Raw genomic sequence first — 12,671 nt, forward strand, 5'->3', positions numbered from 1 at the left:
CCGGCGAGCCATACCTTCTCGATCTGGCTCGATCAGGCCGGGGTCACAGCGCCCGAGCCGCCACCTGCCGGGAGTGCACGTCGGCGAGACGGATGACCGTCTGGCGTACGAACGGGACCAGCGTGTCGCCCTCGCAGGCGGTCCGCGCGGCCGCGGCGACGTCCTCCCCGGCCTGGGCAGGGTAGAACCGGAGCTGGAGCCCGAAGGCGAGCAGCCCGCCGCCCCGGATGGCGGCGACGGCGTCGAGATAGCGCTGGGCGTACGGCGCCAGCACCTCGTCCTGGCCGGGCCGCCAGAACGCCGAGCTCAGCGTGTAGGCGCTGTCGGTGCGCGGCAGCCGGCGCTCGACCATGGTCACCTGCCAGGCCTCCTCCTTGGCCTCGGTGAGAGGCTGGGCGGTGCGTACGGCCAGGGCGCTGACCCAGGACTCAGGATCCGGGTCACGCGCCTCCAGAGCGGCCACCGCCTCCGCGTCGTAGTCTCCGAGCTCGGCGCGCCGCCCGAGCAGACGCCAGGCGACCTGGATGTCCTCGGCGGCGCCCGCCTCGGCCAGCGCGACCTGCTCGGGGGTGGAGGCGTGCGAGGCGACGACACGAAGCGCGGTGTCGCGGTTGGCCGGGTCCTCGGCGACAGCCGCCGCGGCACCGGCCACCAGGGCGCGCTGCTCGGCGACCCGATCGGGCGCCGTCCAGAGCTCGGCGGCGGTCACGGCCATGCGCAAGAACTCGCCGGTGACCTGCGGGTTCCGCTCGCGCTCGAGCACCGAGACGACCCGGGAGACGACCTCGGGGCCACCGATCTCGCCGCGGAACAGCGCCGACCAGGCGCTGTTGACCGCGACCGCCCGCGCGACCGCGTCGGGCAGGACACCGGCGTTCCGGCCGAGCCAGACCTCGCTGGCCTCGTCGGAACGTACGGCCGCGAAGGTCACATCGGTCGCGTTCACGAGGTGCGCGGCGGCCTCCGGGAGCGTTACCGCGACCGGCTCGCCCTCGACGGTGACCGGGGTGGTGGCGAGCAGCGCCCCGGAGTCGTCGTACGAGGCGATGTCGAGCCGGTGGGGACGTACGGTCCCGTCGGCGCTGGTCACGGAGACCTTGCCGTCGGAGAGGGTGATCACGTCGGTGCCGGCGTGGTCGAGCCAGGCGGTGGTCCAGGCGGAGAGGTCCTTGCCCGCGGCTGCCCCGAAGGCGCTCATCAGGTCGTCGAGGACGGTGTTGCCGTAGGCGTGCTCGGCGAAGTAGGCCTGCAGCCCGGCGAGGTAGGCCTCCTCGCCGATGTAGGCGTACAGCTGCTGCAGCACGGCCTGGCCCTTCATATAGGTGATCGCGTCGAAGTTGGCCATCGCGACCTCCACGCTCGGCACCACGCCGCGGATCGGGTGGGTGGCGGGGGTCAGGTCGGTGTCGTACGCCGTCTTCTTCTCGGTCAGCGCGATCGAGGCCCATACGTCGGCGTAGCCGGGGAGCGCGGCAGAGGCCCACACGGCCGCCCACGAGGCGAAGGCCTCGTTGAGCCACAGGTCGTCCCACCAGCGCATCGTGACCAGGTCGCCGAACCACATGTGAGCCATCTCGTGCAGGATCACGTTGGTGCGCTCGGTGCGGTCGGCCTGGGCCGGCGGCGTACGGAAGAGGAAGACGTCGCTGTGCGTGACCGCGCCCCAGTTCTCCATCGCGCCGCCCATGTCGGGCACGAAGATCTGGTCGTAGCGCCGCTGCGGGAACGGCATCGCGAACTTGGCACCGAACCAGGCCAAGCCGTGCTCGGTGATGTCGAGGATCTCCTCACGGTCCCGCTCCAGCTGGCTCGCCAGCGACTGACGGGCATAGAGCCCCAGGTCGTAGCCGCCGCGCTCGGCACGGACCTCGACGAACGGGCCGGCGTTGACCACCACGACGTACGTCGAGAGCGGGGGAGTGTCCTCGAAGACCCAGGTCCTCGCGCCGGCCGCAGGGTCCGAGACATCGGCAGGTGCCGAGTTGGACAGCACGGTCCACTGCTCGGGCGCGGTCACGGTGAACGCGTGCACCGCCTTGAGGTCGGGCTGGTCGAAGCAGGCCCACAGCCGGCGGGCGTCGTCGGGCTCGAAGGAGGTCCACACGTAGACGTTGCCGTCGGAGGGGTCGACGGTGCGGAGCACGCCCTCGGAGGAGGCGGTGTTGGACTGGGAGGCGCTGACGACGAGGGTGTTGGTCTCGGCGAGACCCTCGAGCGGGATGCGGCCAGCACTGATCGTCGCGAGGTCGATCTCGGTCCCGTTCAGGGTGGCGGTCGACACCTCGGCGACGCAGTCGACGAAGGTGCTCGACCCGGGGCTGGCGGTGAAGGTGATCGTGGAGACGCTGGCGAGCGTCTCGCCCTCCAGCAGGCCGGTCAGGTCGAGCGTGATGTCGTAGCGCTCGACGGTGACGGCGGCGGCCCGCGCGGCCGCCTCCTCCTGGGTGAGCGAGGCAGGGGCGGCGGGGGAGTTGTCAGACATGCGCCGAGGGTAGCCTCGGGCCATGACTTCGGACGCACGAATTTCCGACGCGGCCGCGCCGCTGGACCCGAGGCCCCTCACCGAGTGGGATGCCCCCGAGAGCTGGCCGGTCGCCTCCAGCGAGGATCTCCACCGCGACGCCTGGGTCGTCGCGCTGCGTGCGGACCGGATCAACCGGCCAGGTCACGAGGACGAGGAGCCGTTCCGGCGCCTCGTCGTCGAGCACCCCGGGGCAGCGGTGGCGCTGGCCCTCGACGAGGACGAGCGTGCCCTGGTCATCAGCCAGTACCGCCACCCCGCCAAGCGTCGCTTCATCGAGCTCCCGGCCGGCCTGATCGACTATCCCGGCGAGGACCCGCTCGACGTGGCCGTGCGCGAGCTGCGCGAGGAGGTGGCCCACGAGGCCGCCGAGTGGACGCCGCTGCTCTCGACCTACACCTCGCCCGGGATCTCCGAGGAGATCCACCACTTCTTCCTCGCCCGCGGCCTGACCGCCACCGACCGCGACGGCTTCGAGCTCGAGCACGAGGAGGCCGAGATGAGCATCCACTGGGTGCCGTTCGACGAGCTCCTGGAGGCCGTGCTCACCGGCAAGGCGACCGACTCGCCGCTCGTCCAGGCCGTGCTTGCGTACGCAGCGCTCAAGTCGCGTGGCAGAGTCTGATCAGGCGCCTGGTCGAGGACCGAAGGACGTGGTTTTGGTGACTTGCGCCACACGGGGTTAGACATGCCGCATCAGGCGGCGAACATCCGGCTGACCCAAACCCAAACCCACGGACCACCACATTCTGGGGCCATGACATGAAGGCAGGGCAATGAGAATCGGCGTACCCAAGGAAGTCAAGAACCACGAGTACCGGGTGGCGATCACCCCCTCGGGCGTCCACGAGCTGGTGGCCAACGGTCACGAGGTCTTCGTCCAGGCCGGTGCCGGTGTCGGCTCCTCGATCCCTGACGGCGAGTACGCCGCGGTCGGCGCCAAGATCCTCGGTGACGCCGACGAGACCTGGGGCAACGCCGACATGGTCCTGAAGGTCAAGGAGCCGGTCGCGGAGGAGTACCACCGCCTGCGCGAGGGCCTGACCCTGTTCACCTACCTTCACCTGGCCGCCGACAAGCCGCTGACCGAGGAGCTGCTGGCGAAGAAGGTCACCGCGATCGCGTACGAGACGGTCGAGCTGCCCAACCGGGCGCTCCCGCTGCTCTACCCGATGTCGGAGGTCGCCGGCTGTCTGGCGCCGCAGGTGGGGGCGTACAACCTGATGAAGGCCCAGGGCGGTCGCGGTGTGCTGATGGGCGGTGTCGGTGGTGTCGCCAACGCCAAGGTCGTGATCATCGGCGCTGGCGTCTCCGGGCAGAACGCTGCCAACATCGCGCTCGGCATGGGGGCTGACGTCACCCTGCTCGACACCGACCTGGAGAAGCTGCGAATGTCCTTCTGGCGCTACTCCAACCAGGTCCACGGCCTCGCCTCCAACAAGCTCGTGCTCGAGGAGCAGGTGCTCCAGGCAGACCTCGTCATCGGCGCCGTGCTGATCCCGGGCGCGGCAGCGCCGAAGCTGGTCTCCAACGACCTGGTCTCCCGGATGAAGCCCGGCTCGGTGCTCGTCGACATCGCCATCGACCAGGGCGGCTGCTTCGAGGACTCCCACGCCACCACCCACGCCGACCCGACCTACCAGGTCCACAACTCGACGTTCTACTGCGTGGCCAACATGCCCGGCGCGGTCCCCAACACCTCGACCTACGCGCTCACCAACGCGACGATGCCGTACGCCGTCGCGCTGGCCAACAAGGGCTGGCAGCAGGCGCTGCGTGACGACGCCGCGCTCGCCAAGGGCCTGAACACCCACGCCGGTGAGCTGACCAACGCTCCCGTCGGCGAGGCCGTCGGCATCGACTCGGTCGCGCTGGAGACGGTTCTCGGCTGATCGCCTCAGGGGTCACAGGAGTCACAGCGCTCAGGTGTTTCCTGCACTTCTCGGGTGTTGCAATGCCCGAGAAGTGCAGGAATACCCGGTTAACCGGGTATTCCTACCCGTCGGCATCCACCACCCCTGGTTGGATGGACCCGTGACCGCCGCACCGAACGCCTCGGCCTCCACGGCAGTGGAGCACGCGATGCGCACCTACCTCGACCACCTCACGGTCGAGCGAGGCCTCGCGGCGAACACGCTCTCGTCCTACCGGCGCGACCTGAGACGGTACGCCGAGTTCCTGGCGCAGAACGACGTGGACAGCCTCTCCGGCGTCTCGGAGGCGACGGTGTCGGCGTTCCTGGCACACCTGCGCGAAGGCAGCGAGGACCATCCAGCGCTCAGCGCGACCTCGGCGGCGCGGACGGTCGTGGCGGTGCGCGGGTTCCACAAGTTCGCGGTGGCCGACGGCATGGTCGAGGCCAACCCGGCCGGCCACGTGAAGCCGCCGCGTGCGGAGAAGCGGCTGCCGAAGGCGCTCCCGCTGGCCGACGTCGAGGCGATCCTGGAGGCGGCCGGCGCACCCGGCACCCCGCTGGCATTGCGCGACCGTGCGCTCCTCGAGGTGCTGTACGGCACCGGTGCCCGTATCTCCGAGGCCGTCGGCCTCGACGTCGACGACCTCGACCGGGTCGACCATGTCGCTCTGCTGAGGGGGAAGGGCGGCAAGGAGCGGATCGTCCCGGTCGGCTCCTACGCGATCGAGGCCGTCGAGGCCTATCTCACCCGGGCCCGTCCCGATCTCGTCGCCGCCCGCTCCGGAGGCGCGCTCTTCCTCAATGCCCGCGGCGGCCGGCTCTCCCGCCAGTCGGCCTGGACGGTGCTGACCCGCGCGGCCGAGCGCGCGGGGATCGACAAGGACGTCTCGCCGCACACCCTGCGCCACTCCTTCGCCACCCACCTGCTGGACGGTGGTGCCGACGTACGTGTCGTGCAGGAGCTGCTGGGCCATGCATCGGTGACGACGACGCAGATCTACACTCTTGTCACCGTGGACAATCTCCGAGAGGTCTTCGCGACCGCACACCCGAGGGCCCTGTGACCGACACCAGCTGGATCCCCAAGGTCGGCGCGAGCCCCGACGAGGTCTACGAGGCGGTCGTGACGTGGGCGGAGGGGAGTGGCCGCAGCCTCTACCCCCACCAGGACGAGGCGATCATGTCCCTCCTCGCCGGTGACAACGTCATCCTGGCGACGCCGACCGGCTCGGGTAAGTCGCTGGTCGCGGCGGGTGCCCACGCGGCCGCACTGGCCGAGGACAAGGTCTCGTTCTACACCGCGCCGATCAAGGCGCTGGTGAGCGAGAAGTTCTTCGACCTCGTCGAGACCTTCGGTGCCGAGAACGTCGGCATGCTCACCGGTGACGCGTCGGTCAACGCCGACGCCCCGATCATCTGCTGCACCGCCGAGGTGCTCGCCAACCTCGCGCTCCGGGAAGGCAGCCACGCCGACGTCGGGCTCGTGATCATGGACGAGTTCCACTACTACGGCGAGCCCGACCGCGGCTGGGCCTGGCAGGTGCCGCTGCTCGAGCTCCCGCAGGCTCAGTTCCTGCTGCTGAGCGCGACCCTGGGCGACACCAGCGCCCTCGCCAAGGACCTGACCAGGCGCAACGGCCGCGACACCGTCCTCGTGGACCAGGCGGAACGACCCGTTCCGCTCACCTTCGACTGGCGCCTGACACCGCTCCAGGAGACCCTCGAGGAGCTCGTCACCACCGGGCAGGCGCCCGTCTACGTCGTCCACTTCACCCAGAAGGACGCCGTCACCCACGGCACCTCGCTGCTCAACGCCGGCTGGCTCAAGCTCACCACCGAGGAGAAGGACCAGATCGCCAGGCGGCTCGAGCCGGTCCGGTTCGCCGCCGGTTTCGGCAAGACCCTGGCGAAGCTCCTCAGGAAGGGCATCGGCGTCCACCACGCCGGCATGCTGCCCCGTTACCGGCGGCTCGTGGAGCAGTTGGCCCAGGCCGGGCTGCTCAAGGTCATCGCCGGCACCGACACCCTCGGCGTCGGCATCAACGTCCCGATCCGCACCGTGCTGTTCACCGGCCTGGCCAAGTTCGACGGCCGCCGCCAGCGCATCCTGCGCACCCGCGAGTTCCTGCAGATCGCCGGGCGGGCCGGCCGGGCCGGCTTCGACACCCAGGGGTACGTCGTCGTCCAGGCCCCCGAGCACATCATCGAGAACGAGAAGGCCAAGGCGAAGTCGGAGGAGCGCCGCAAGGCCGGCAAGAAGAACTCCAAGGCCCAGCTCAAGAAGCCGCCCGAGGGCACGGTCGTGTGGACCGAGGCCACCTTCACCAAGCTCGTCGACGGCGCCCCCGAGCCGCTGCAGAGCCGGATGAAGGTCGACAACTCGATGATCCTCAACGTCGTCGCCCGCGACGAGGACGCGTTCGCGGTGATGCGCCGGATCACCATGGACAACCACGAGGACCGCCGCACCCAGCTCAAGCTCGCCAGGCGGGCACTGCGACTGACCCGCTCCCTGGTCCACAGCGGGGTCCTCGCCCGGCTGGAGACACCCGATGCGTACGGGCGCCGGTACGTCCTCACCGAGGACCTTCCGGCCGACTTCGCGCTCAACCAGCCGCTGGCCCACTTCGCCCTGGCGGCCCTGGACACCCTCGACCCCGAGTCTCCGGAGCACACCCTCGAGATCGTCTCGGTGATCGAGTCCGTCCTCGAGCCCCCGCGCCAGATCCTCTTCGCCCAGCAGCACGAGGCCCGCGGCAAGGCGATCGAGAACCTGAAGGCCGACGGCGTCGAGTACGACGAGCGGATGGCGCTCATCGAGGAGATCACCTGGCCCAAGCCGATGGCCGAGCGGCTCGAGGCGCTCTTCGAGGTCTACCGCGGCACCCACCCGTGGCTGCCCGAGGACGCGCTCGACCCGAAGTCGATCCTGCGTGAGATGTACGAGCAGGGGATGACCTTCACCGACGTCGTACGCCGCTACCAGCTCGCCCGCTCCGAGGGCCTGGTGCTGCGCTACCTGACCGACGCCTACCGCACCTTCCGCCACACCGTCCCCGAGACCCACAAGAGCCCCGAGATCGAGGACCTGATCGAGTGGCTGGGGGAGACCATCCGGCAGACCGACTCGAGCCTGCTCGACGAGTGGGAGGCGCTCTCAGATCCAGAGCACATCCCGGCAGCGGTCGCCCACCACGAGGCGCCACCGCCGCCGCGGTCCTTGTCGCAGCAGACCCGCGCGTTCGAGATCATGGTCCGCAACGCGATGTGGGCCCGGGTCGACGCGGTCTCCCGCGACGACCTCGACGGCCTGATGCGCCTCGAACGGGCGGCCGCCGACCGATTCGAGCCTCCGCGAGAGGTGGTGATGACCCGGTCCTGCTGGGACGACGCCCTGGAGGCCTACTTCGCCGAGCACGACGACGTCGGCATCTCCGCCGACTCGCGGTCCCCCAAGCTGCTCACCTGGACTGCGGAGCGGGGCGCCCCGGCGGGGGTCGACGAGGAGGACGAGGCCTACGACGACACCCGGGTCTGGCGGATCACCCAGACCATCGACGACCCCGCAGGCGACCACGACTGGGTCATCGAGGCGGTGGCCGACCTGGACGCGAGCGACGAGGCCGGTGAGCTGGTCCTGGCGACGGTGGCGATGCGCCGGCTGTGACCGGTTGTGGGCGTCCGATAGCGTTGCGTCGTGCGCAAGCTACTGAAGAACCCTGTCGTCGCCGCGGCCATCGCCAAGATCGCCAACGAGGCTCGCAAGCCCGAGAACCAGAAGAAGATCAAGGACGCGGCGAGCAAGGCGTACGACCAGTTCCAGAAGCGCCGTCGGTCGCACTGAGAACGGCCGCTCGAACGGAGATCCGTCCACAGGTTTCTCCACATCGCAGGCCCTGCTTGTGGGACTGGCGGGGCGCCAAGTGCACAGGTCATCAACAGATTCGGATCACGTAGCAGAATCAGCCGGATTTGCCTTGTGACACGCCCGGCGCGGCTCCTAGAGTCGCGCAGATCTGGGTCTTAGAGTCGCCGTGTCGACATATTGACCCGCTCGCCGTGATCGTCCCAGGGCCGCGGCAACTGAACCGGGGGTGGAGGAATGGAAGACAGCTATTTCGGAGCAGGTGGCGCGACAGCGCCGCAGATGCCTCCGCAGACGCCGGCACCGCCGGCCTATCCGCCCTCTGCCCGGCTGCGCGCCAACGCCCCTGAGCCCGACGCGGGCTCCGACGACGCCCCGGGCAAGAACAAGATGGGTCCGACCGGTCGTCCCTGGCCCAACCTCCCCGAGCCCGGCCCTGCCACCGGCGGCCCGGCGCGTACGGTCGCGATGGTCAACCAGAAGGGTGGCGTCGGCAAGACCACCACGACGATCAACCTGGGTGCGGCGCTGGCCGAGCACGGTCGCAAGGTCCTCCTCGTCGACTTCGATCCGCAGGGGTCGCTCTCCGTGGGCCTGGGGCTGCAGCCCAACGAGATCGAGCTGACCGTCTACAACCTGCTGATGGAGCGCGACATCACGCTCCAGGACGTCGTCGTCCCCTCCGGCATCGACAACGTCGACCTGCTCCCGGCCAACATCGACCTCTCCGCCGCCGAGGTGCAGCTCGTCCAGGAGGTCGCCCGCGAGCAGACGCTGGCCCGTGCGCTGGCCCCGGCGGTCGCGAACTACGACGTGATCCTGATCGACTGCCAGCCGAGCCTCGGCCTGCTGACCGTCAACGCGCTGACCGCCTCCGACTCGGTGGTCGTGCCGCTTGAGTGCGAATACTTCGCGCTGCGTGGCGTCGCCCTGCTCAAGGACACCATCGACAAGGTGCAGGAGCGGCTCAACCCGCGCCTGCAGATCGACGGAATACTGGGCACGATGTACGACAGCCGCACGATGCACAGCCGCGAGGTCATGGAGACCCTGGTCAACGGCTGGGGCGACCGCGTCTTCCACAGCGTCATCCGGCGCACCGTCAAGTTCGCCGACTCCACCGTCGTCGGCGAGCCGATCACCGAGTACGCGTCCAGCTCCACCGGCGCCGACTCCTACCGGATGCTCGCCAAGGAGGTGCTCGCCCGATGGCAACGCGACGCGTGAGGGTTCCCGCCGCTGACGACCTCTTCCGGCGTACGGCAGACACTGCTGCCACGCCGGCGGGCGCCGAGGCGAAGGCCCGCCCGGTGCACGCCGTGCCCGAGCCGGCCACGGAGGCTCCGGCCGCGAAGAAGCGGTCCAGCGGCCGCGTACGTCATGACGAGAAGATGACAGTCTACATCACCTCCGAGGAGCTGCTCGACCTCGAGCACGCCCGGCTCAACCTGCGGGCCAAGCACAGCATCGCTGTCGACCGCGGCCGGCTGGTGCGTGAGGCGCTCGCGATCGTGCTGGCCGACCTGGAGGAGTACGGGGACGACAGCGCCCTCGTGCACCGCCTCGCCGAGTGACGGTCACACAGATGCCAGACGCCCCTGCGGGGGCCGAGGAGCAGGAGTCGAGCGGCGCCGGGGGTTTCGAGGTGCGCCTCGAGAACTTCGAGGGTCCCTTCGACCTGCTGCTCAGCCTGATCGCCAAGCACAAGCTCGACATCACCGAGGTCTCCCTGGCCACGGTGACCGACGAGTTCATCGCGTACGTCAAGAAGGGCGCCGCAGACAGGTCCTCTGAGGGCGGGGGCAAAGGCGCCTGGGATCTCGACCAGACCTCCAACTTCCTGCTGGTCGCGAGCACCCTGCTCGACCTGAAGGCGGCCCGGCTGCTGCCGCAGGGCGACGTCGAGGACGAGGAGGATCTGGCGCTGCTGGAGGCGCGCGACCTGCTCTTCGCGCGGCTGCTGCAGTACAAGGCGTTCAAGCAGGTCGCCGGCGTCTTCGAGGAGCGGCTGGCCAAGGAGTCCAAGCGACACCCGCGCTCGGTGCAGCTCGAGCCGCGCTACGCCGGTCTGCTGCCCGAGGTGCTCATCGGGATCGGCCTGGAGCAGTTCGCCCAGCTCGCCGCGGCCGCGATGGCGCCGAAGCCGGGGCCGCCCGAGATCGGGCTCGCCCACATCCACGGCTCCAAGGTGTCGGTCAAGGAGCAGGCAGCGCTGGTCATCGAGCGGCTGCGTGCGGCGGGGCAGGTGACGTTCCGGGGACTGTGCTCGGACTCGCCCGACACGCTGACCACGGTGGCCCGGTTCCTCTCGCTGCTGGAGCTGTTCCGTGAGGGTGCTGTCGCCTTCGACCAGGTCACCGCGCTGGGCGAGCTGACCGTACGGTGGACCGGCGACGAGGCGCTCGACGTCGACGAGCTGATCCAGGATGAGTTCGAGGGGCAGCCGCCCGCCGAGGGCGGCGCCGAAGATGGGGAGAAGGACGATGACTGAGGCCTCCGAGGAGACGCTGGCGATCGAGCTTGCCGACCTGCGCCCGGCGCTCGAGGCGGTGCTGATGGTCGCCGACGAGCCGCTCGAGGCGGCCGCCCTGGCATCGGCCGTGGCCCACCCGACCGCTGCCGTCGTCGAGGCACTGGAGGGCCTGTCGGCCGAATACACCGATCAGGGCCGCGGCTTCGACCTGCGCAACGTCGCCGGCGGCTGGCGGTTCTACACCCGCGAGGAGTACGCCGGCGTCGTCGAGGGCTTCGTGCTCGAAGGCCAGCAGGCCCGGCTCACCCAGGCGGCCCTGGAGACGCTGGCCGTGGTGGCCTACAAGCAGCCCGTCTCGCGTGCCCGGGTCTCCGCGATCCGTGGCGTCAACGTCGACGGCGTGATGCGCACCCTGCTCACCCGCGGTCTCGTCGAGGAGGCCGGCCAGGACCACGAGACCGGCGCCAACCTCTACCGCACCACCGGCTACTTCCTCGAGCGGATCGGCATCACCGACCTCGGCGAGCTGCCCGAGCTGGCTCCCTACCTGCCCGACCTCGCCGACATGGAGGAGGAGCTGACCGAGCAGGTCAGCCAGGAGGCGCTGGCCGCGCAGCCCGAGGAGGCTGCGGCGAATGGGTCCGGCTCTGAGGATGCGGGAGAATCGACACCGTGAGCGACCTTCCTGAGCGAGACGATCTGCCGCTGGACGACGAGGGCCTGATCCGGCTCCAGAAGCTGCTGGCCCTGGCGGGCGTCGCGTCGCGCCGCGGCAGCGAGATCCTGATGCTCAACGGCGACGTCGAGGTCAACGGCGAGGTCGTCACCCGCCTCGGCACCAAGGTCGACCCCAGCAAGGACGTCGTACGCGTCGACGGCAAGCGCCTCCCGCCGATCTCCGGCAAGGTCTACCTCGTCCTCAACAAGCCGCGCGGCGTGGTCTCGACGATGAGCGACCCCGAGGGCCGGCGCAACCTGTCCGACCTGGTCGCCGACCGGCCGGAGCGGCTCTTCCACGTCGGCCGTCTCGACACCGACACCGAGGGCCTGATCATCCTCACCAACGACGGTGACTTCGCCCATCGGCTGGCCCACCCCAGCTACGAGGTCGACAAGACCTATGTCGCCGAGGTCAAGGGCGAGGTCTTCCCCAACGTACGCAAGCGGCTCCTCGCCGGTGTCACCCTCGACGACGGCCCGGTCACGGTGACCAAGGCCCGGATCATGGAGACCCGCAAGGACAAGTCGATCATCGAGGTGGTCATCCACGAGGGCCGCAACCGCATCGTGCGCCGCCTCCTCGACCACGTCGGCCACCCGGTCACCCGGCTGACCCGCACCCGGATCGGCCCGGTACGCCTCGGCACGATGAAGCCCGGCGACATGCGCGACCTCTCCCGCGAGGAGCTCGGCGAGCTCCTCGACACGACCGAGCTCTGAGGCTCGAATCCCTGATGCGTACGCGATCGCGGCCCGCTATCGTGAAGGCATGCAGCAGCGCGCGATGAGCACGACGACGCCGGACCCACTCCGGCGCTGACCTGCTGTCCAACCCTTCGCAGACCGCCCCGGAGCAGTGCTCCGGGGCGGTCTCGCGTCTCTGGCGGCGGTGCTCCGGGTATCACCCCAGGAGCACACAATGAACCTCGATCATCGAGACCTCAACCGCGACCTCGACATCTTCGCCACCGACCCGCTGGCCGGGCCTGGCCTGCCGCTGTGGCTGCCCGACGGCGCTGTGGTCTTCGCCGAGCTGGAGCGGTTGGCCGCCGAGCTGGCCGCGGCCGACGGCTGCGTACCGGTCAAGACCCCCGTCCTCGGCAAGCGCGCGCTCTTCGAGCGCTCGGGGCACTGGGCGAAGTTCGCCGACGACATGTTCCCGCCGATGGCTGTGGGG

The 12,671-nt window shown here is 69.9% G+C and carries 11 protein-coding genes and 1 pseudogene; 11 read left to right on the forward strand and 1 reads right to left on the reverse strand.

Translation table 11 applies throughout. The annotated features are described in order from the left end of the window. Window positions 1-43: 43 nt before the first annotated feature. Window positions 44-2,482 carry an aminopeptidase N gene (gene pepN / locus G5C66_RS17930; RefSeq protein WP_165112315.1) on the reverse strand — a complete coding sequence of 813 codons (2,439 nt, stop codon included), beginning with the start codon at window positions 2,480-2,482 and terminating at the stop codon, window positions 44-46. 22 nt (window positions 2,483-2,504) lie between these two features. Between pepN and G5C66_RS17935 the strand changes: the two genes are divergently transcribed. From G5C66_RS17935 to G5C66_RS17985, 11 genes and pseudogenes are all read left to right on the forward strand, one after another. After that, window positions 2,505-3,146, forward strand: coding sequence for an NUDIX domain-containing protein (locus tag G5C66_RS17935; protein WP_165112316.1), 642 nt, complete (start codon window positions 2,505-2,507; stop codon window positions 3,144-3,146). A 151-nt stretch (window positions 3,147-3,297) separates the two neighbouring features. Beyond that, entirely contained in the window at window positions 3,298-4,413 is a 1,116-nt protein-coding gene (gene ald, locus G5C66_RS17940) for an alanine dehydrogenase (protein ID WP_165112317.1), read from the forward strand. 190 nt (window positions 4,414-4,603) lie between these two features. Continuing rightward, a complete protein-coding gene (gene xerD, locus G5C66_RS17945) occupies window positions 4,604-5,500 on the forward strand; it encodes a site-specific tyrosine recombinase XerD (protein ID WP_165112340.1) in 897 nt (298 codons plus the stop codon). Beyond that, window positions 5,497-8,103: a DUF3516 domain-containing protein gene (locus G5C66_RS17950; RefSeq protein WP_165112318.1), complete on the forward strand. Its 2,607-nt coding sequence runs from the start codon at window positions 5,497-5,499 to the stop codon at window positions 8,101-8,103. The genes xerD and G5C66_RS17950 overlap by 4 nt, the downstream gene beginning before the upstream one ends. 30 nt (window positions 8,104-8,133) lie before the next feature. Continuing rightward, window positions 8,134-8,280 carry a hypothetical protein gene (locus G5C66_RS17955; protein ID WP_165112214.1) on the forward strand — a complete coding sequence of 49 codons (147 nt, stop codon included), beginning with the start codon at window positions 8,134-8,136 and terminating at the stop codon, window positions 8,278-8,280. 303 nt (window positions 8,281-8,583) lie between these two features. Beyond that, complete coding sequence (locus G5C66_RS17960; RefSeq protein WP_478354322.1) at window positions 8,584-9,528, forward strand: ParA family protein; 945 nt, start codon at window positions 8,584-8,586, stop codon at window positions 9,526-9,528. Next, window positions 9,510-9,875 carry a hypothetical protein gene (locus G5C66_RS25600; protein WP_206444244.1) on the forward strand — a complete coding sequence of 122 codons (366 nt, stop codon included), beginning with the start codon at window positions 9,510-9,512 and terminating at the stop codon, window positions 9,873-9,875. The genes G5C66_RS17960 and G5C66_RS25600 overlap by 19 nt, the downstream gene beginning before the upstream one ends. 11 nt (window positions 9,876-9,886) lie before the next feature. Further along, complete coding sequence (locus tag G5C66_RS17970; RefSeq protein WP_165112320.1) at window positions 9,887-10,792, forward strand: segregation and condensation protein A; 906 nt, start codon at window positions 9,887-9,889, stop codon at window positions 10,790-10,792. Then, the gene (scpB, locus tag G5C66_RS17975; RefSeq protein WP_165112321.1) at window positions 10,785-11,450 is read left to right on the forward strand and encodes an SMC-Scp complex subunit ScpB; all 666 of its coding nucleotides are present in this window, start codon (window positions 10,785-10,787) and stop codon (window positions 11,448-11,450) included. Before G5C66_RS17970 ends, scpB begins: the two co-directional genes overlap by 8 nt. Continuing rightward, window positions 11,447-12,214 (forward strand): pseudouridine synthase, encoded by a 768-nt coding sequence (locus G5C66_RS17980; protein WP_165112322.1) that lies wholly within the window; start codon window positions 11,447-11,449, stop codon window positions 12,212-12,214. Before scpB ends, G5C66_RS17980 begins: the two co-directional genes overlap by 4 nt. Window positions 12,215-12,413: 199 nt before the next feature. Next, a pseudogene (locus G5C66_RS17985) lies at window positions 12,414-12,671 on the forward strand (threonine--tRNA ligase); the annotation flags it as partial.

It is taken from the genome of Nocardioides turkmenicus (assembly GCF_011045035.1).
GTDB classification, from domain to species: Bacteria; Actinomycetota; Actinomycetes; order Propionibacteriales; family Nocardioidaceae; genus Nocardioides; species Nocardioides turkmenicus.